Origin of the sequence: Mycobacterium pseudokansasii (genome assembly GCF_900566075.1) — a bacterium.
GTDB classification, from domain to species: domain Bacteria; phylum Actinomycetota; class Actinomycetes; order Mycobacteriales; family Mycobacteriaceae; genus Mycobacterium; species Mycobacterium pseudokansasii.
The window spans coordinates 6,170,238-6,190,449 of record NZ_UPHU01000001.1; the positions used below are offsets into that span (position 1 = coordinate 6,170,238).

Annotated in this window: 17 protein-coding genes and 1 pseudogene; 6 read left to right on the forward strand and 12 right to left on the reverse strand. The window is 66.4% G+C overall.

The annotated features are described in order from the left end of the window. Window positions 1–43 precede the first annotated feature (43 nt). The 5 genes from aftB to glf are packed head-to-tail and all read right to left on the reverse strand — an operon-like array spanning window position 44 to window position 6,556. Entirely contained in the window at window positions 44–2,035 is a 1,992-nt protein-coding gene (gene aftB, locus EET10_RS27935) for a terminal beta-(1->2)-arabinofuranosyltransferase (protein WP_218028494.1), read from the reverse strand. Next, entirely contained in the window at window positions 2,010–2,918 is a 909-nt protein-coding gene (locus EET10_RS27940; RefSeq protein ID WP_023368865.1) for a decaprenyl-phosphate phosphoribosyltransferase, read from the reverse strand. Before EET10_RS27940 ends, aftB begins: the two co-directional genes overlap by 26 nt. Continuing rightward, window positions 2,915–3,472 (reverse strand): phosphatase PAP2 family protein, encoded by a 558-nt coding sequence (locus EET10_RS27945; protein WP_036404495.1) that lies wholly within the window; start codon window positions 3,470–3,472, stop codon window positions 2,915–2,917. The genes EET10_RS27940 and EET10_RS27945 overlap by 4 nt, the downstream gene beginning before the upstream one ends. After that, window positions 3,465–5,363, reverse strand: coding sequence for a glycosyltransferase (locus EET10_RS27950; protein WP_122502689.1), 1,899 nt, complete (start codon window positions 5,361–5,363; stop codon window positions 3,465–3,467). The genes EET10_RS27945 and EET10_RS27950 overlap by 8 nt, the downstream gene beginning before the upstream one ends. Then, entirely contained in the window at window positions 5,360–6,556 is a 1,197-nt protein-coding gene (gene glf / locus EET10_RS27955) for a UDP-galactopyranose mutase (RefSeq protein WP_036404500.1), read from the reverse strand. Before glf ends, EET10_RS27950 begins: the two co-directional genes overlap by 4 nt. 265 nt (window positions 6,557–6,821) lie before the next feature. Here glf and EET10_RS27960 point away from each other — a divergent pair, with 265 nt between their 5' ends. The 3 genes from EET10_RS27960 to EET10_RS31405 all read left to right on the forward strand — a co-directional run bounded on the left by EET10_RS27960 (window position 6,822) and on the right by EET10_RS31405 (window position 11,515). After that, window positions 6,822–7,766, forward strand: a complete 945-nt coding sequence (locus tag EET10_RS27960; protein ID WP_122502690.1) for a hypothetical protein — start codon at window positions 6,822–6,824, stop codon at window positions 7,764–7,766. 173 nt (window positions 7,767–7,939) lie between these two features. Further along, on the forward strand, window positions 7,940–9,571 hold the full coding sequence (locus EET10_RS27965) for an LGFP repeat-containing protein (RefSeq protein ID WP_211187866.1): 1,632 nt from the start codon (window positions 7,940–7,942) through the stop codon (window positions 9,569–9,571). A 21-nt stretch (window positions 9,572–9,592) separates the two neighbouring features. Next, window positions 9,593–11,515 (forward strand): spermine/spermidine synthase domain-containing protein, encoded by a 1,923-nt coding sequence (locus EET10_RS31405; RefSeq protein ID WP_063467245.1) that lies wholly within the window; start codon window positions 9,593–9,595, stop codon window positions 11,513–11,515. A 116-nt stretch (window positions 11,516–11,631) separates the two neighbouring features. Here the strand turns inward: EET10_RS31405 and EET10_RS27980 are convergent, their stop codons facing one another. From EET10_RS27980 to EET10_RS28010, 7 genes and pseudogenes are all read right to left on the reverse strand, one after another. Further along, window positions 11,632–12,087 carry a DUF350 domain-containing protein gene (locus tag EET10_RS27980; RefSeq protein WP_036404505.1) on the reverse strand — a complete coding sequence of 152 codons (456 nt, stop codon included), beginning with the start codon at window positions 12,085–12,087 and terminating at the stop codon, window positions 11,632–11,634. A 50-nt stretch (window positions 12,088–12,137) separates the two neighbouring features. Continuing rightward, entirely contained in the window at window positions 12,138–13,304 is a 1,167-nt protein-coding gene (locus tag EET10_RS27985; RefSeq protein WP_122502691.1) for a glutathionylspermidine synthase family protein, read from the reverse strand. Continuing rightward, window positions 13,301–14,062 (reverse strand): hypothetical protein, encoded by a 762-nt coding sequence (locus EET10_RS27990; RefSeq protein WP_244601782.1) that lies wholly within the window; start codon window positions 14,060–14,062, stop codon window positions 13,301–13,303. The genes EET10_RS27985 and EET10_RS27990 overlap by 4 nt, the downstream gene beginning before the upstream one ends. A gap of 121 nt (window positions 14,063–14,183) precedes the next feature. Then, complete coding sequence (locus EET10_RS27995; RefSeq protein ID WP_036404509.1) at window positions 14,184–15,011, reverse strand: Cof-type HAD-IIB family hydrolase; 828 nt, start codon at window positions 15,009–15,011, stop codon at window positions 14,184–14,186. A gap of 77 nt (window positions 15,012–15,088) precedes the next feature. Beyond that, window positions 15,089–15,862, reverse strand: a pseudogene (locus EET10_RS28000) (lysophospholipid acyltransferase family protein); the annotation flags it as partial. A gap of 22 nt (window positions 15,863–15,884) precedes the next feature. Further along, window positions 15,885–16,640 carry a lysophospholipid acyltransferase family protein gene (locus EET10_RS28005; protein WP_036404512.1) on the reverse strand — a complete coding sequence of 252 codons (756 nt, stop codon included), beginning with the start codon at window positions 16,638–16,640 and terminating at the stop codon, window positions 15,885–15,887. Window positions 16,641–16,643: 3 nt separating this feature from the next. Continuing rightward, window positions 16,644–17,423, reverse strand: a complete 780-nt coding sequence (locus EET10_RS28010) for a lysophospholipid acyltransferase family protein (protein WP_036404515.1) — start codon at window positions 17,421–17,423, stop codon at window positions 16,644–16,646. 92 nt (window positions 17,424–17,515) lie between these two features. Between EET10_RS28010 and EET10_RS28015 the strand changes: the two genes are divergently transcribed. From EET10_RS28015 to EET10_RS28025, 3 genes are all read left to right on the forward strand, one after another. Next, window positions 17,516–18,250, forward strand: coding sequence for a phosphotransferase (locus EET10_RS28015; RefSeq protein ID WP_122502692.1), 735 nt, complete (start codon window positions 17,516–17,518; stop codon window positions 18,248–18,250). Window positions 18,251–18,321: 71 nt separating this feature from the next. Next, window positions 18,322–19,872, forward strand: coding sequence for an MBL fold metallo-hydrolase (locus EET10_RS28020; protein WP_122502870.1), 1,551 nt, complete (start codon window positions 18,322–18,324; stop codon window positions 19,870–19,872). Continuing rightward, window positions 19,869–20,207, forward strand: a complete 339-nt coding sequence (locus EET10_RS28025; RefSeq protein ID WP_036404520.1) for a hypothetical protein — start codon at window positions 19,869–19,871, stop codon at window positions 20,205–20,207. Before EET10_RS28020 ends, EET10_RS28025 begins: the two co-directional genes overlap by 4 nt. Window positions 20,208–20,212 lie beyond the last annotated feature (5 nt).

The following is a 20,212-nucleotide window of genomic DNA, read 5'->3' on the forward strand; positions in this document are numbered from 1 at the left end:
GCCCGCGCGGCCCCGGCATTCGGGCCGGATCGCTGACCCCGAATCACTCCCGAGCCGGGGCCGGCGGCACGTCGGGCACCTCGAGCCCGCACCTGATGAGTTCGTTGAGCGGCACCCGGTCAATCCGGTACCTGGTGAACTCGAAGGAGTGCACCACGTTGGACACAAAACGACGCACGGTCAACGGCGCGCGCACCGAGTTCAGCACCGCCTGGGTCGCAGGACACCGCAGGGCCGCCTCCGCCTGCGCCACCCAGGCCGGGTCGAGGTACCCCGGAACACCCGGATACCACTTCACCCACGGACCGTCGGCGATCACCCAGTCGGGGAACAGGTTCTTGTCGTGGCCGATCCGGCCGTGCTTCAACCGCTCGGTATGTTGAGCCAGCGGGTTCGCCAACCCGATTTGGTCGAGCACCCTGACGTCGAGACCCACGTTCATGCCCAGCATCCCCAAATTGGTGAAAAACACCGCGTGCTGCGGCTTTTGAGTCGCCGGGATACCGGGAGCGGTTCCCGGCGGGATCATCGGCACCAGATCCCACTGGTTGTAGTTGCCCGACGGCAGCAGCAGCGCGCCTTCGGGGGTGTTGTCGAGCGCGGTCAGGACGGCGGCCATCCGCGGGTAATCGAGGTAGTCGGCGGCGGTCAGCGGATGGGCGTGTCCGGTGGCCTGCGCGTAGAAGCGGCGCTCGTCGACGATGCCGGTATAGGTGACGTGCGTGGCGTCGTCGCCCATCCCCGGCGAATTCGCTGCCCACAGCGACCAGCCCGCCACACCCAGCCAGAGGATGCTGACCCCACCGGCCAGCCAGTAACCAGTCTCCTTGGAGAAGTCCTTGCCATCGGGCAGTAACACCGGAATTACCGCCACCGGAGCCAGCAAGCAGAAGAGCGGCGCCAGCAACACGCGGCCGTGCATGAAATCGCCGCCTTGCCGGATCCAGTACAGCGCCTGCAGCAGGCCGCTGCCGACCATGAAGGCCACCACCGCAGCCGGGCTCTGCACCGCCCGCGCCACCCGCCCGTAGTCGGGCGCCACCACCGGACGCAGGAACGACGGCCTGCGACGAGCCAGCATCAGAGCCAGGCCAAGGGGCACCAAGAGCACGATCGGCACCCACAGGGCGTAGGGCCGGCTGAAATTCGAGAGATAGATCATGCCCTGCGACCACTTGTCGCCGGCGGCGTCCTTGGCCAGCGCGGTACCCGGCACCAATAACGCGTAGTAGCCCATCCGGAAGATCTGGTAGGCGACCGGCAGAAAGCCGCCGGCCACCACGATCAGCACCCGGCGGCGCCAGGTCCGCGCCGCGACCAGCATCATGATCAAGGCCAGACCGCCCAGCAGCGCCAGCTCCGGTCGGACCAGCACGCTGCATCCCGCGACGAAGGCCAGCGCACCGATGAACACCCGACCGTGGGGACGGACCCGCAGCGGCTGCGCCCAGCACACCATCAGCCACCACAGCAGCCCGAGATAGGTCAGCACCAGCCCGCTTTCCAGCCCTGAGGTGGCAAAATCTCGCGCCGGTGGCACCGCGATGTAGACCAGCGCGCCGGCCGGCAACATGATCGCCCGGCGGCCGCGCAGGCTGGGTGCATACAACCTTCCGGTGCCGAGCATCTGCAGCGCCACCCCCAGCAACGACAGCACCAGGGCCACGGCCAGCGCCACATATTCCAGCCGCATCGGCCCGCCCACCCAGCTGGCCAGGTAGAGCAAATAGGTCCACGCTGTCGAGGTGTTGGCCTCCACCCGCTCACCCATGTTGAACACCGGCCCGTTGCCGGCCAACAGGTTGCGCACCGTGCGCAACACGATCAGCCCGTCGTCGGCGATCCACCGTCGTTGCCACGCACCCCATCCGAACAGCACGCAGACCACCGCCACGCTGACCCACAGACTGATCCGGACCACCGGCTCATAGGGAAAGGCCGGCCACCTGACCCGCCGGACTGCGGGCCTGCGGGCCAGCGCGCTGGCCCGTAGGGCCTTGAATCTCGAACTAGCCGAAGGCAACAGCGGCCCCAACTGTTCCTATCCACGCCAGCGCCAGCAACTGCAACACCCGGTCGCGCAGCGCGATGTCTTCGGGCTCCCCGGCCAGCCCCCCGTCGACGTCCACGGCGTAGCGCAGGATCGCGATGGTGAACGGGACCATCGACACCGCATACCACGACCCCGAGTAGCGGTCGCGTTCGAACGCCCACAACCCGTAGGACACCACCACGGCGGTGGCCGAGAGCGTCCAGACGAATCGAAGATAGGTGCTGGTATAGCTCTCCAGCGACTTGCGGATCGCCGCGCCGGTGCGCTCGGCCAGCTGCAGCTCGGCGTAACGCTTGCCGGCCACCATGAACAGCGACCCGAACGCCGCCGTCAGCAAGAACCACTGGGACAGCGGAATATCAGCAGCAGCACCGCCTGCGATGGCGCGGATCAGATACGCCGACGACACGATGCAGATGTCGATCACCGCTTGGTGCTTGAGGCCGTAGCAGTACCCCAGTTGCATGGCCAGGTAGACGGCCATCACCACGGCCAGGCTGGGGGTAAGCCACCAGGCAATGGCCAGCGAGGCCACCCCCAGCACCGCCGCGACCGCGTAGGCCAGCCATTCGGGCACCACGCCGGCGGCGATCGGGCGGAACCTCTTGGTGGGGTGCTCGCGATCAGCCTCCACATCGCGCACGTCGTTGATCAGGTAGATCGCCGAGGCGGCCAGGCTGAACACCACGAATGCGACCGAAACCTTGGTCAGCACCTCGGCGTAGTCGTATCGGACGCCGCGGCCCGCCGCGGCCAGCGGCGCGGCCAGCACCAGGACGTTTTTCACCCACTGCCGCGGGCGCATCGCCTTGACGACACCGACAACCAGGTTGGCCGGAGGCCCGGTCACCACGTCTTCACTCATATCGACACACCCCTCTGCAGGCCGACGTCGAGTCGCACTGCAACGGCCGCGACGGCGGCGCCGAGCGCCACACCGGCGGCGACGTCGCTCGGGTAGTGCACCCCCAGCAGTATTCGGGACAGGGCCATCGGTGGCACCAGCGCCGCCGCGCCAAGCCCGATGGGCAGGCCGGCGGCCCTGCTCATCAGGATGGCCGCGGCCGTGGTGGAGGTGGCGTGCGCCGACGGGAAGCTCAACTGACTTGGCGTGCCGACGTTCACGGCTACGGCCGGGTGATGGGGCCGTTTGCGCCGGACCACCCGCTTGACCAATACCGCGGCCGCGTGGGCCGCGAAGGCGCCGCCACCGGCGACCAGCCAGCCCCGGCGTCTCCGCGGGGAAAGCACCGCGCCGAGTGCCGACAAGGCCAGCCAGCCGATGCTGTGTTCGCCGAAGTAGGAAAGCCCCTGGGCCACCGTCAGCGCCTCCGGTCGCTCATTCAGTGCTGACTGTACGGCCACAATTGCAGCGACTTCGCCGCTCGCCGGCGCCTCCAGCGGACGGGCTTCAGGCATGTCGGTGCTCTTGGTTTTCCGCCGTGAAGAGCACCGTCTCCCACTTCTGCTTGCTGGACAGCACGGGCAACGCGGCGCGGTAGACCCTGCGCATCTCGTCGAAGCGCCGGGTCAGCTGACGCTGGCGGCGCAGCGACTGCCACAGCAGCGCGAACATCTTGGCCCGATCGCGCTGACGGTAGACCACTCCGCACCCGTCGGCTGTCGTGACCGTGACCCCGTCGACCGTGCACAACCGGAACCAGCGGGCGTCTTGGGTCGGCACGTTGAACTCGGGGCGCGCATGGTGGGCCGGGTCGGCGGACTTGAGGTTGTGCACGATGCCCCGGCCCAGCCGGTAACCAATGGTCAGGGGGTTCACCGGCGGCTTCATCACCTTGTTCTTGTGCAACGGCGGCGGCAGCTCGCTGGCGGCGGGCAGCACGACCGCATCGGGATAGGCCTTGCGGATGCGGTGTATTTCCGGCAGCGCCGATTCGAGGATGGAGAAGATGTGCTCGGGGCCGGCCAGGAAGTCGTCGATGGCCTTGTTCTGAATTGCCACCGTCGAATATTCAAGGCAGGCAAGGTGTTTCAGGGTCGCCTTGAGGTGGCTGCGGACCAGGCCGGTGATGTCACCGTCCCAGTGCATCGCCGCCGCCACCAGTCGGTTACGCAGGTGGAAGTAGGCCTGCCAGTCGATGGCGTCGTCTTTGTCGCTCCAGGCCATGTGCCAGATCGCCGCGCCGGGCAGCGTGACCGTGGGATAGCCGTGTTCGGCCGCCCGCAGGCCGTAGTCGGCGTCGTCCCATTTGATGAACAACGGCAGTGGCTGGCCCAGATCCTCGGCCACCTGGCGCGGGATCATGCACGTCCACCAGCCGTTGTAGTCGACGTCGATGCGCCGGTGCAGCAGCTTGCTCTTGTCCTCTTTGTCGCCCAGCGGGTATTCGGCGAAGTCGTGGTCGTATTCGGCATGTGGGGCGGCGGTCCACATGAAGTTCGAGCGGTTGACGACTTCGCCCATGATGTGCAGATGCGAGGGCTCCTGCAGGTTGAGCATCTGCCCACCGACCAGCATCGGGCCCTTGGCGAAGCGGTGCATGGCCAACACCCGCAGGATGGAGTCCGGCTCGATGCGGATGTCGTCGTCCATGAACAGGATCTGCTGGCAGTCGGTGTTTTTCAGCGCCTCGTACATCACCCGGCTGTAGCCACCGGAACCGCCGAGGTTGGGCTGGTCGTGAATAGAGAGTCGCCCGCCCAACCGCTGGGCGGCGGCGGGGAAGTCCGGATGGTCGCGGACTTTGCGGGTGCCCTGGTCGGGCACGATCACAGCACCGATCACCTGGTCCACCAGCGGGTCTGCGGTGAGTTCGGCCAGCGCGTTGACGCAATCCGCGGGGCGGTTGAAGGTGGGGATGCCGACGGCGATGTTGGCGGTGCCCGGGGCGGGGATGGGCGCGTACCAGCCACCATTGAGCAGGGTGACCGCGGTGTCGGTGGTGATGTCGAACCAGATCCAGCCACCGTCCTCGAACGGTTGCAGCCCCACTTCGACCTCGACGACCTGCGGCTGGTCCTGAGCGCCGGCGAACGCCCGCCCCTCGACGAAGATGCGCGCACCGGTGGCCTTGGTTCGGTAGACGTCCAGGCGCCCCGCTCCGGTGAGCTCGACGCGCAGCACCACAGACGTGCAGATCGACCAGCGTCGCCAGTAGCTGGCCGGGAACGCATTGAAATAGGTGGCGAACGACACCTCTGACTCGGCGCCGATCTGCAACGAGGTGCGGCTCGTGGCGTGCGCGCGCCGCGCGTTGGTGGTCGACTCCTCCAGGTACAGCTTGCGCACGTCGAGCGGTTCGCCCGGCCGCGGCAGGATGATGCGGGACAGCAGGCTGTCGGCGGTCATACCCGCGCGCCTCCGTCCAGATCGGCGCCGTCGCGCAGGTGCGGCGCAAGGACGTTTTCGTACATGCTCAAAGCGCTGGCAATGGCCATATGCATATCCAGATACTGGTAGGTGCCCAGGCGACCGCCGAACAAGACCTTCGCCGCCGCGGTCTCGGACTTCGCCCTGGTCCGGTAGGCGGCCAACAGGGCGCGGTCGGCCTCGGTGTTGATCGGATAGTAGGGCTCGTCGTCGGCTTCGGCGAACCGGGAGTATTCGCGCATGATCACCGTTTTGTCCGTCGGGTAATCGCGCTCGGGGTGAAAGTGCCGGAACTCGTGGATGCGGGTGTACGGGACGTCGAGGTCGTTGTAATTCATCACCGGCGTGCCCTGAAAATCACCGCAGTCGGGCAGCACTTCCACCTCGAAGTCCAGGGTGCGCCAGCCCAACCGGCCGTCGGCGTAATCGAAGTAGCGGTCGATCGGACCGGTGTAAACGACCGGGGCATCCGGACTGGCTGCGCGCAGTGCGTCGCGAACGTCGAACCAGTCGGTGTCCAATCTGACCTCGATGCGGTCGTCGGCGGCCATATTCTGCAGCCACGCCGTGTACCCGTCGACCGGCAGGCCCTCATAGGTGTCGCTGAAATACCGGTTGTCGAAGGTGTAGCGCACCGGCAGCCGGGTGATGTTGGACGCGGGTAGTTCCTTGGGGTCGGTCTGCCATTGCTTGGCGGTGTAGCCCTTGACGAACGCCTCGTAGAGCGGTCGGCCGATCAGTGAGATGGCCTTCTCTTCGAGGTTCTGCGCGTCGGCGGTGTGGATTTCGGAGGCCTGTTCGGCGATCAGCCGGCGCGCTTCGGTAGGGGTGAAGTATCTGCCGAAGAACTGCGACACCAGGCCCAGACCCATCGGGAACTGGTAGGCCTGCCCGTTGTGCATCGCGAACACCCGATGCCGGTAGTCGGTGAAGTCGGTGAACTGCCGCACGTAGTCCCATACCTTCTTATTGGAGGTGTGGAACAGGTGCGCACCGTACTTGTGAACCTCGATGCCGGTCTGTGGCTCCGGCTCGGAGTAGGCGTTGCCGCCGATATGCGGGCGGCGCTCGACAACGAGGACCCGCTTGCCGAGTTGAGTAGCCACGCGCTCGGCGATCGTCAGGCCGAAGAATCCGGAACCGACGACGAAGAGGTCGAAACGTGCGGTCATCGGTTGCCTAGGTTATCCGACCCCGCCGCCAAAACCCGACTTGGCGGCTCGCCCGAGTGAGGGTTCTCGCAGGTTTTGGGCAAGTACGCAGGTTCTCATGTCCGTCGCCAGCGCAACATCGCACCTTTGGTGCGATTGCCTCACGATTCGATATAGCCACTCTAGTCACATAAACCTCACTCGTACCATCGACCTTGTGGGTTTCCTTCCGTCGATGACGGGCAGGGAGCCGACGCGATAAATAGTCCAGATTGAGGAGACTTCCGTGCCGAATCGACGCCGACGCAAGCTCTCGACCACCATGAGCGCAGTCGCGGCCCTGGCAGTTGCGAGTCCTTGTGCATACTTTCTCGTTTACGAATCGACCGCGGGAAGCAAACCGCCCGAGCACCACGAGTTTGTCCGTGCGGCAAGCGTGGCCGATTTGCCCGGTGAGCTGATGTCGGCCCTGTCGCAAGGGCTTTCGCAGTTCGGTATCAACCTGCCGCCGGTGCCGAGCCTGACCGGCGGCAGTGCCGCCGGTACCGGTCTGACCAGTCCGGGCCTGACCAGTCCGGGCCTCACCAGCCCGGGGCTGACCAGCCCGGGGCTGACTAGTCCGGGTCTCACCAGCCCGGGCCTGACCAGCCCGGGCCTGACCAGCCCGACGGGTTTGACGCCGTCGACACCGGGATCGCTGGCCCTGCCGGGTACCACGTTGACGCCACCGACACCGGGGACAGCGGTGAATCCCGCGCTGACCAGCCCCACCGGAGCGACGCCCGGCCTGACCAGCCCGACGGGGCTGGACCCGGCACTCGGCGGCGGCGCCAACGAGATTCCCATCACGACACCGGCCGGGCTGGACCCGGGGGCCGACGGCACCTACCCGATCCTGGGAGACCCGTCGTTGGGCTACGGGCCGGGAACCGGCTACGGGCCGGCGACCAGCCCGATCGGCACCGGCGGCGGAGCAGGCAGCAGCGGCGGCGGCGGGCTCCTCAACGACGTGATGCAGGCGGCCAATCAGCTGGGCGCCGGGCAGGCCATCGACCTGCTGAAGGGGGTGCTGATGCCGTCGATCATGCAGGCCATCCAGAACGGCGGCGCGGCGGCGCCGGCGGCTGGCGCACCTGCCATCGGTGCACCCGCCGTGGCCCCGCCCGCGGTGCCGGCGGCCGCCGCACCGGTGGTGGCACCACCGGTAGCGCCGACCACACCGGTCGCCTGAAGCCCGGCAGCCTCGAGAAGAACCTAGGGACCTGTCACCTGACGACACCGCAGAGTAGCCCCGGACGCCAGACCGTCCAGCACGTCAACACTCTGCGGTGTCGTCGACAGGTTTTCCACACAAATACCGTGTCGTCTCATTAGAAACATTAGACACACAAGTAACATCAGCTGGTGGCGTCTCGCAGCCGTGCCCCGACAATGCTGGTCACCGCTGTCGCCGCCACGGCGGTCATCGTCTCGTGGGTGCTGAACCGTCCTCCTCACAGCACCCATGAGCGACCGCCGGCGCCGGACACCCAGCTCGTCGAGCAGCCGCTGATCGGCCTCGGCGGCGGCGTCACGGTACGCGAACTGACTCAGGACACGCCGTTTTCGTTGGTCGCATTGACCGGTGACCTGGCCGGTACCTCGACGCGCGTGCGGGCCAAACGCCCCGACGGATCGTGGGGGCCTTGGTACCAAGCCGAGTATGAAACCGCGGCGCCCGACTCACCAGGCTCCGACCCCGGTGAGGGGCCGCGCAGCACCGATCCGGTCTTCGTCGGCAGCACCACGACCGTCCAAGTCGCGGTCACCCGCCCGGTCGACGCGCCGGTGACCCAGCCGCCGGTCGCTGCCGAAACGAACCCGGCCGGCCTGGGCTATCGTCCGGCCACCAAGGAGCAGCCGTTCGGTCAGAACATCTCCGCGATCCTCATCTCGCCACCGCGGGCGCCGGCCCGGACGCAATGGACACCACCGACCGGGGTCACCATGCCCGGCCAGGCGCCGCCCATCATCAGCCGCGCGGAATGGGGAGCCGACGAATCGCTGCGCTGCGGCAGCCCGCAATACGACCGGGCGGTTCGTGCCGCGGTGGTCCACCACACCGCCGGCAGCAACGACTATTCGCCCCTGGAGTCGGCCGGAATCGTCAAGGCGATCTACACGTATCACAGCAAGACGCTGGGCTGGTGCGACATCGCCTACAACGCGCTCGTCGACAAGTACGGCCAGGTGTTCGAGGGCAGCGCCGGGGGCCTCACCAAACCGGTCGAGGCATTCCATACCGGTGGATTCAACCGCGACACCTGGGGCGTGGCGATGATCGGCAACTTCGACGACGTGGCGCCGACACCGCTGCAACTCCGCGCCGTCGGGCGACTGCTCGGCTGGCGGCTGGGCATGGACGACGTCGACCCCAAGGGCACCGTGGAACTGGAGTCTGCCGGCAGCTCCTATACCACTTATCCGGCTGGTGCGATAGCGCGGTTGCCGGCTGTCTTCACCCACCGCGACGTCGGCAACACCGACTGCCCGGGCAATGCCGGCTACGCCCTGATGGATGAAATCCGCGACATCGCCGCACATTTCAACGACCCCCCCGAGGAGTTGCTCAAGGCGCTGGAGGGCGGCGTGATCTACGAACGCTGGCAGGCGCTGGGTGGGATGAACAGCGTGCTGGGCGCACCGACCTCGCCGGAGGCCGAGGCGGCCGGAGCGGCGCGGTACGTAACCTTCGCCAAGGGAGCGATGTACTGGTCACCCGAAACCGGCGCGCAGCCGGTCACCGGCGCGATTTACGACGCCTGGGCTTCGCTGAGCTACGAACGCGGGCCGCTTGGCCTGCCGACCAGCGCCGAGATACAGGAGCCGCTGCGGATCACGCAGAACTTCCAGCACGGAGTGTTGAACTTCGAACGGCTCACCGGCAACATCACCGAGGTCGTCGACGGGATCACATCACCGCTGTCGACCCAACCCCCGAGCGGCCCCATGGTACCTCCCGAACACTTCTCGCTCCCAACGCATCCAGTGAACTGAGGTCCGGCTACTCTGCGTCGTGTGCGCGAGACGCCATATCTGACGATCGATCTGGCTCGGGTGCGCGACAACCTCCAAGCGCTGCGAGCCGCCCTGCCGGAGGCTTCGATTCGCTATGCGGTCAAAGCGAACCCGGGCGAACCCATCCTACGGCTGCTCGCGGGCGAAGGCGCCGCATTCGACGTCGCTTCGGTCGGTGAGATCCACGCGTGCCGTTCCGCCGGGATCGACGGTAGCCTGCTGGCGTTTGGCAACACCATCAAGAAGCCGGCCGCGGTCGGCCATGCGTATGCCGGCGGGGTACGGCGGTTCGTATTCGATACCCCCGAAGATCTGGCCGCGATCGCCGAGCATGCTCCCGGAGCCAGCGTGGAATGCCGTATCGCGCCGGCGTTTCCGTCGTCTGTCACGCCGTTCGGGCACAAATTCGGGTGTGCTCCCGACGGGGCCGCGAATCTGCTGACGCGTGCCCGGCGACTGGGGTTGCGCCCGGCCGCCATCGCCTTCCACGTCGGTTCCCAACAACTCGACCCCGCAGCGTGGGATCTTGGGATACGTTGTTGTGCAGACATTTTCGAACAGTATGGGGGCGCGTTGGAGGTCAACGCCGGGGGCGGTTTCCCGATCCCGTATGCGACCGATGCGCCGAAGCTGCCGGTCCTTGCTGACACCATTACTTCCGCGCTGACGCGCTATTTCGGCGCCGATCGTCCCCGGCTCGTGGTAGAGCCGGGCCGGTTGCTCGTCGGTTCGGCGGGCATCATTGCCGCCGAGGTGGTCTCGGTGCGAACCGGTACCGAGGGCCGGCGTTGGGTGTACCTCGACATCGGCCGTTACGGCGGTCTTGCCGAGACCGAGAACGAATACCTCCGATATCGCCTGCGTACCGACCGTGACGGCGACCCTGCCGCCGATGCCGTGGTGGCCGGACCGACCTGCGACGGCGACGACGTGCTCTACCGAAGCTATGCCCTTCCGGTGACGCTGCGCGCCGGCGACGGTGTCCAGATCGAGGACGCCGGAGCCTACACCGCGAGCTACGCCTCGGCGGGATTCAATGGATTTTCGCCGTTGCCAACGTATTTCACGAACGATACCGGACCCGGCATAGCCCGCACGATCATCGAGGAGCTGGCGCCGGGGCTGAGCCGACATTGGCAGGTCGACGACGTCATCTGCGATGTGCGTACCGAGTTCCAGGAATTGGTGATCGGGCGAACGGCGCAGGGTGTCACCTTGTTCAGCGGCGGCGAACGGCAGAGCACCGAGTTCAGCCAGCTCGTGTATCACGAGGCGTTGCTGGTCCCGGCACTGCTGCTGGCGGAGCGGATCGACCGAGTACTGGTCATCGGTTCCGGCGAAGGCGTGGTGAGTCAGCTGGCCGTCGCGGCCGGGGCATCGCATGTCGATCACGTCGACATCGATCGCGATGCCGTTCGGCTCTGCGCCGAGCACCTGCCCTACGGCTACGCGGTCAGCGAATTGCACCAGGCTGAAAGAGGTTTAGGCCCGGTCACCGTGCATTACCGCGACGGATGGGAGTTCGTGCAGCAGTCCACCGAATGCTACGACGTCGTCGTGTTCGATCTGCCCGACGAGCGCACCGGGCCCGCCCAGCACAACCGGTTGTACGACGTCGACTTCCTCAGGCGATGCCGCGCAATCGGCCATGTCGTCGTGTCCCAAGCCGGCTGCCCGACACTGTGGCGCAACGCGTCACTGCGCCGGTCTTGGCGGCGCTTTCACGAAACCTTCGACACCGTGGTCTATTTCGGTAGCGACGAGCACGAGTGGGCCTTTCTGTCCGGCCTTTGCGGTCCCATTCCCGAAGATCCCATCGCGGCGATGACGGCGCGATTGCCCGGGTTGGCGTACCGGCCCCGCACCATCGACGCCGACTCGCTGGCCGGCTGCACGGTTGCACCCAAATCACTGCGCGGCTAGGTGGTGAAAGAGACCACCCCGCAAGACTCTAAGACCCACGGCGGTTGTCGTCGAGACGCAGGTTAGCCCGAAGTCCACTCGCACTTTTCCGCGGCTGCGCGGAACTCGCTGTCGCCTCACAGAATCGCCACCGCGACCACGATGCCTAGTGCGAACTGCGCCGCCGCCACGATAAGACACTCGTAGCTGTATTCGTCGGCCTGGAACAGCGTATCCATGTCGATTCCGATGACCAGGGTCGCGATCCGCATCATCACCACCTGCGCGGCGATGCCCACGACGCCGAAGGTCGCTGACGCCAGCAATCCCTCGCCGAGCCTGCCCGACGACGAATAGATCGCCAGCACCACGATGAGCGCCATGCTCACCATCCCGGCGGCGGCCACAATGATGGCGTTGGGCTTTCCGGCGCGAACCATCTTGCGCAGCGGCCCGGGCGTCGTGAAGTCGATCGCATGAAACCCGATGATCATGAGCACCAGGCCCAGAATCGAGTACAAGACGACGGCGCCGACCCCGCGACCGAGCCAACTCCAGTAGTCCGAATGCAGCGCCACGATGGATGTCGTCATCGAAGATCAGCTCCGTTCAGTTCAGCGGAAAGTTCATCCGGCGGACATGTTCACTTCAGCGGAATCCGGTGTGGGACAAAGGCGGCGCCATCGTCGGTGACCAGTCCGGCGGTCTCCCGGATACCGAGACCGGCCGACGTGTCACCGACGATCCAGGCGCCCAACGCGGGACGCATATCGTCGAATTCCGGTAGCGGATCCAGCAATTGGTAGACGAAGCCCTCTTCGCCGTAGACGCCGCCGGTGGCGGTCTGCATACCGGCGCCGACGATCGTGATGTTGGCGCCTTCGCGACCCAGCTTGGGTTTGCGAACGTATTCGGTGAGTTCGTGCGGGTCGTCGATGTAGGCGGGCAGCAGGTTCGGGTGCCCGGGATACATCTCCCACAACACCGCCAGGATCGCCTTGTTGGATAACAGTGCCTTCCACAACGGCTCGATCCACATCGTCTGCGGCAGGCTTGATACCACGTGCTTGCCGAACTCGTCATCGAGCACCCATTCCCACGGGTGCAGTTTGAAGATGGCCTCGATCGGCGCCTCTTCCAGATCGACGAATCGCTGCAGCGCGGCATCCCAGCCGACGTCTTCGATCATCAAGCCGACGGTCTGAAAACCGGCTTCAGCCGCGGTCTCCTGCAGGTACGTCGTCGTGATCTGGTCTTCGCCGGTTGCTTCCACGCCCGACCAGGTGAAGTGGAGTTCGTTGCCGGGCAACAGCTCGGCGACCGCCTTCCAGCGGTCGACGAGCTGTTCGTGCAACGAGTTCCACTGGTCGTCGGCGGGGAACTTATCCTTCAGCCAGTACCACTGCAGGATTGCGGCTTCCAGCAGTGTGGTCGGGGTGTCGGCGTTGTATTCGAGCAATACAGCCGGCCGGCGACCGTCGTAACGTAAGTCGAAGCGGCCGTAAACATGTGGATCGGAGCGCCGCCACGATTCGGCGATCGACGGCCAACTCCATTCGGGCAGACCGAAATCGGCGTACCGCTCCATCAGAACCACCTGCTCGACGGCATTCAGGCACATCGAGTGCAGCAGTTCGACGTCGGCTTCCAGCGCCAGGATCTCGTCCATGTCGAACTCGTAGTACACCGACTCGTCCCAGTACGGCCGGTCGGCGCCGGTCGCATCGCGCGCGGGTGTGCCGTACACCAGGCCTTGCGATTCGACGATGGATCGCCAGTTGGGACGTGGCTGTGTCCTGGCGCGTTTCACGAGCCGCTGCTCCCGCCGCCGCCCTTGCCGCCGCTGCCGCCGAGCCCGCCGCGCGAAATGGTGGTACCGGACTTGGTGGTGATCGTGGCACCCTTCGGCGCAACCGTGGTGCCACCGCTCGGGCGTTGACCGACCGTCCCGGAGCTGCCGTAGTAGTACCGGTACTGATGTCCGCCGTAGAAGAAGAAGCCGTTGAGTCCCGCGGTATGGCCGGTGCAGTAGCTGTCGGGGACGATCACCGGTTGACCATTCGGGTCGTCCTGGACACATTGGGCGGTGACATGCTCGGGCGTCAACAACCAATACCCGAGGCCAGCCACCAGACCCACCACCCCGACACCGGCCGCGGCGCCCATCAGGACACGCTTCTGCTTGGCGCGCTTGGCCTCCGCCTCGAGCCGAGCCTCTTCGATCTCGCGCTGCTTGTCCTCGTACTTCCGTCGCGCCCGCAGTTCGGCCGGCGTCGGGGGACGCGGCCGCGCGGTTTCCGCGTCCTGATACTGGATGCTGCCGCCGGCCCGGCGCTTGGCGGGTGCGTCCGCTGCTGAATCGACGTCCGGCGCACGCGGCGCCTCGTCGGCCCGCTCAGCCGCCGCGACGGGCTCGTTTTCCACCACCGGCTGTGTCTCGTCGGAACGCTCGGCAGCAGCGGCGGGCTCATCCTCCGGTGCCGGTTGGGCATCCTCGCGCCGCCCGGCGGTCCCGCTCTGGTTGTCGTCGGGTCGGCCGCGGACGGGTGGGTCTGGTTCCGGCCCCACTAGCTCTCCTCCGGTCCGGGTAATTGGCCCGGCGTGGCGACACATTTCCCGCCCAGGGCGCGAGTATCGGGCTGGTACGCCGGCACGCGGGCAGTCTCCCACATCAGCGGCGCCGTCCGGATCAGGACCACCAGCGCTCCAGCACCCGCGCGACGCCGTCGTCGGTGTTGGGAGCGGTGACCTCATTGGCCGCGGCGCGCGCGTCGGGATGAGCATTGCCCATCGCCACCCCGAGCCCGGCCCGCAGCAGCATCGGCACGTCATTGGGCATGTCACCGAAAGCCACCACGTCCGCCTCGGCGATCCCCAGCGGCCGGCCGATCTCCGCCACACCGGTGGCCTTGCTGATGCCCAACGGAACCACCTCGACCAGCCCATTGTTGGTCGAATAGGTGATTTCACCCTCGGACCCGAGATGTTTGGCCAGCCGGGCCGCCATCTCCGCGCTGGTGGCGCCGGTCTTGCGGATCAGCAGCTTGATCGCCGGCGCGCTGAGCAGATCTTCGATCGACACCTCGGTGTGATCCGGGTTCAGCCAGGCATGCTCGTAGCCCGGCGAACTGACGAATTGCGGGGTCGCCGTATCGTGCGCACGGTCGCCGATGCGCTCGACGGCCAGCCCGGAACCGGGGATGACCCGCCGGGCAATCTCGGCCAGTGCGGCTAGAGCGTCCACGGACAGGGTGTGCGCCGACACCACTCGATCGGTGGCGGGGTCATAGATGACCGCGCCATTGGCGCACACCGCCATGGGCGCAAAACCGAGTGCTTCGACAACCGGCCGCACCCAGCGCGGCGGGCGGCCGGTGGCCAGGATGAACGTCGCACCGCCGGCAACCGCGGCGCGCACCGCCGCGCGGGTGCGCGCCGTCACGGTTTCGTCGTCGTCTAGCAGAGTGCCGTCGACGTCGCACGCGATGAGCGCCGGCGGGCCCGGCGGTGTCGTCAGAGCGGTACGCCTTTGCTGCGACTGGGCGAGGCCACTCCGTGGTGCCCGCGCCTGCGCGCTCGCTGGGCCAGTTCGGCAATTCTGCTGCGACTCGGCGATGTGATGCGGGCCTGCTCACGCTTTCGCGCTCGCTCAGCCAACTCAGCAATGCGAAAGGCCTTCGACTCCTCCAGGCTCGGCGCACTGCCACCGAGCCGCCGGGGCACCCAGTACTCTCCCGGCGGATGCGGATACTGTTCCTGCACCCGATACAGCATCGATTCCATCGCCTGACGCAACGTGGCGTTGAGCGTCACCGCATCGTCCTGGGGCCGCAACGGCGCCCCGACCGCCACGGTGATCGGAACCTTGTTGCGGAACAAGTCCTTTGGCTGATCTTTGGGCCAAATACGGTGTGCACCCCAGACGATCATGGGAACGATCGGCACCTGCGCCTCCAACGCCATCCGGGCCGCCCCGGTCTTGAACTCCCGCAGTTCCAGGCTGCGGCTGATGGTCGCCTCCGGGTGCAATCCGATCAGTTCGCCCTCGCGCAGCCGCTGCACCGCCACCGCATAGGCATTGCCGCCCTCGGAGCGGTCCACCGGAATCAGCTGGGCATGCTTGATCACGTAGTTGACCGCCTTCACCTCCTGCATTTCGGCCTTGATCATGAACCGCAACCGTCGCCGGCGCTGCTTGGCGGCGATCGAGGCGGGAATCCAGTCCACGTAGCTGGTGTGGTTGAGGGCGATCAAGGCGCCGCCGCGCTCCGGAATGTTCTCCAGGCCGTGGTAGGTGATCTTGTTTCCGTTGGCCGCGACAATCGATGGGACAAGAAACTCCATCATTCGGAAAAATGGCTCTGCCATTTCTAATGTTCTCCTTCCACCGCTACCGCGACTGATGCGGCGCACGGCTGGCGGCTTTCGCCGCCGCCTCGTCAGCCTCCAACTGGGCCGCCTCGGCCGGCGTCGGCGCACCGCCACCGAGTCGGCGCGGCACCCAATACGCCCCGGGCGGATGCCGATACCGTTGCTGCACCTGGTGTAGCAGCCCGGTCATCGCCTCCCGCAGAGCAGCGTCGGTCTGCGCGATATCGCCGCGGGCCGGAAACGGCGGTCCCACCTGCACAATGACCGGCACCTTGGTGCGTCCAATGCGCCGGGGATGGCCTTTAGTCCAGATCCGCTGGGCACCCCAAACAATAACGGGAACAATCGGGACGTCTGCTTCCAGCGCCATCCGGGCGGCCCCCGACTTGAAACCTTTGAGCTCGAAGCTGCGGCTGATCGTCGCCTCTGGATAGACGCCGACCAGTTCACCTTCCCTGAGCCGCTGCACTGCCACCGCATAGGCGCCGGCGCCGGCGCCCCGGTCCACCGGGATAGTCCGGGTGCGTTTGATCAAGAAATTGACCACCTTCACCCGCTGCATCTCGGCCTTGATCATGTATCTCATCCGGCGGCGCCGGCGATTCATGGCCAGCGCGGCCGGCAGCCAGTCGACATAGCTGGTGTGGTTGATCGCGACCACGGCACCGCCCCGCTCGGGCACGTTATCCACACCGAGATAGGTGATGCGGGTTCCGGTCGCCAGCACCAGCAACTTGGCCAGGATCTCCAGGCTGCGATAGGTCGGTTCGGCCATGGGTCACTGCTCCGCGGCCCCGGCCGGACCGGCGCGCTGCGCACGGCGCGCCGCCTTCTCCGCCGCCTCCTGCGCGTCCATCCGGGCCGCCTCAGCCAGCGATGGTGCGCCGCCACCCAGCCGGTGCGGTACCCAGAACTCCCCGGCCGGATGCGGTCCGTACAGCTTCTGCGCCCGTTCCAGCAAATGCTGCATCCGCGAGTGCAGCAACCTGTTCAGTTCGGCGGTGCCCAGTGTCGGTTCGATCGGTTCGCCGACGACGACCGCGATCGGCACCTTGGGACGCAACAGCTTTTTGGGGTGGCCCTTCGTCCAGATCCGTTGCGCGCCCCACACGATGTGCGGAACGATCGGCACGCCGGCCTCAACCGCCATCCTCGCGGCACCCGACTTGAATTCCTTGATCTCGAAACTGCGGCTGATCGTGGCCTCGGGATAGACTCCGACCAGCTCACCATCCTTGAGCATCCGGACCGCCGCCTCGTAAGAGGCGGCCCCCTCCTGCCGGTCTACCGGGATATGGCGCAGCCGACGCATGATCGGGCCGGTGGCCTTGTGGTCGAAGACTTCCTGTTTGGCCATGAACCGCACCTTGCGCCCGAGGCCCTGCTGGTAAGCGGGCAAACCCGCGAAGGTGAAGTCCAGGTATCCGGTGTGGTTGATCGCGACGACGGCGCCACCGCTGGCCGGCACATTCTCCACACCGGTGACGGTGATCCGGAGACCCTGGATGCGCCAGGTCAAGCGGGCAAGCTGAATGATAGTCCCGTATACCGGCTCCACAGCTGTCCAGCCTAGTGCTCCGGGCCGCCAAGGCTGAAGCCGGAAAAAACAGGCCCCGAAAAGAGGGCAAGGAGAGGCGGCCTTCCCTTCCCATGTCTTTCCCGACGTCACCGCCGGCCGTGCCTGCGGTTGTCCGCAGATTTGCTGCCGGCCGGCGCGTGCGCGCGGTCTGGACCAATGAACTCGGCGGCATCACCTTCCGGATCGGTCCCGGCACCGAATTCGTCAAGGTTGCCGGAGCGGGCACGGTGGACTTTGCCGACGAAGCACGACGCTTGCACTGGGCTGCGCAGTACACGCCGGTGCCGCCGGTTTTGGGTTTCGGGCTCGACGGAGACCGGGCGTGGCTGCGAACCGGCGGGCTGCCCGGTGTTTCGGCGGTGCACCCCCGCTGGCTGGCGGCACCTGAAGTGGCGGTGTGCGCGATTGCTGTGGGGTTGCGCACACTGCACGACACGTTGCCGGTGCCGTCGTGTCCGTTCGACTGGTCGGCGACCGGCCGGTTGGCCACGCTTGCCCCGGCCCGGAGGGCAAAGCTCGGCGACCCTCCGCCGGTCGATCGGCTGGTGGTCTGTCACGGCGATGCGTGTGCACCCAATACGCTGCTCGATGAGCACGGCCAGTGCTGCGGACACGTCGACGTCGACGCCTTGGGCGTGGCCGATCGGTGGGCCGATATCGCGGTAGCAACGCTGTCACTGGGCTGGAACTATCCCGGGCGGGACTGGGACGCGGAGTTCTTCGCCGCCTACGGAGTCGAGCCGGACCCGCTGCGCCTGGATTACTACCGCCGGTTGTGGCAGGCCGAGGATATCGACGCAAGCTAAGCTCGATGCTGCATTTCGGCGCCCGCAGGCGCGCAGCAGGTAGATCTCTCTGAACCGTGCGAAAGGTATTTGTGCAGGTCACCAGCATCGGCCACGCCGGCTTTCTGATCCAGACCCACGCGGGCAGCATTCTGTGCGACCCATGGCTCAACCCGGCATACTTCACTTCCTGGTTCCCGTTTCCCGATAACAGCACCCTGGACTGGGACGCCGTGGGCACCTGCGACTATCTGTACGTCTCCCACCTCCACAAGGATCACTTCGACGTGGAGAACCTGCGGGCCCACGTCAACAAGGACGCGGTGGTGCTGCTGCCGGACTTTCCGGTGCCCGATCTGCGAAACGAGCTGGAGAAGTTAGGGTTTCACCGTTTCTTCGACACCACCGACTCGGTCAAGCACCGGCTCAGCGGGCCCAGGGGCGCGCTGGACATCATGATCATCGCGCTGCGAGCCCCGGCCGATGGCCCGATCGGGGATTCGGCGCTGGTGGTTTCGGACGGCGAGACGACTGCCTTCAATATGAACGATGCCCGGCCGGTCGATTTGGATGTATTGGCGGCCGAGTTCGGCCCGATCGACGTGCACATGCTGCAGTATTCGGGCGCCATCTGGTACCCCATGGTCTACGACATGCCGGCGCGCGCCAAGGAGGCGTTCGGCACCCAGAAGCGGCAACGCGGGATGGACCGGGCTCGCCAGTACATCGCGCAGGTCGGGGCCACCTGGGTGATTCCGTCGGCCGGACCACCGTGCTTCCTGGACCCCGAGCTGCGCGACCTCAACGACGACGGCAGCGATCCGGCCAACATCTTCCCCGACCAGATGGTGTTCCTGGACCAGATGCGGGCGCACGGCCACGATCGCGGCCTGCTGATGATGCCCGGGTCGGTTGCGCAGTTCACCGGCGCCGCGCTCGACTCGCTGAGCCATCCGCTGCCCGTCGAAGAGGTCGAGGCCATCTTCACCACCGGCAAGGCGAAGTACATCGCCGACTATGCCGAACGGATGGCACCCGTCGTCGCGGCCGAACGGGCCAGCTGGGCACCCGCGGTCGGCGAGCCGCTGCTGGAACCGCTGCGCGCGCTGTTCGAACCGATCATGACGCAGAGCGACCAGATCTGCGACGGCATCGGCTACCCGGTGGAACTGGTCCTGGGCCCCGAGACCGTCGTCTTGGACTTTCCGAAACGGACGGTGCGCGAACCGATTCCCGACGAAAAGATGCGCTACGGGTTCGCGATCGCACCCGAGCTAGTCCGCACCGTGCTGCGCGACAATGAACCGGACTGGGTCAACACCATCTTCTTGTCCACCCGGTTTCGGGCCTGGAGAGTCGGTGGCTACAACGAATACCTCTACACATTCTTCAAGTGCCTGACCGACGAGCGGATCACCTACGCCGACGGCTGGTTCGCCGAGACTCACGACGACAGCGCATCGATCACCCTGGACGGCTGGGAAATTCAGCGGCGCTGCCCTCATCTCAAGGCCGATCTTTCGAAATTCGGTGTGGTGGAAGGCAACACATTGACCTGCAACCTGCACGGGTGGCAATGGCGGCTGGAGGACGGCCACTGCCTGACCACCCGCGGGCACCAGCTGCGGAGTAAACGCACATGATGCAGTTCTACGACGACGGCGTGGTCCAGCTGGACCGTGCCGCGCTCACGTTGCGCCGGTACCACTTTCCCTCCGGCACGGCCAAGGTCATCGCACTAGACGACATCCGCGGCTACAAGGCCGAACCGCTGGGCCTGCTCACCCATCGGTTCCGTATCTGGGGCAGCTCGGACCTGCAGCGTTGGCTACCGCTGGACGTCAACCGGCCCCTCAAGTCGACGTTGATCACCCTGGACATACCGGGCGCGCGGTGGAAGCCTGCCTTCACACCCGCGCGTCCGGTCGATTTCGTTGCGCTGCTGGACGAGCTACTCGGGCAACGCAAAGGCGGTTAACCCCT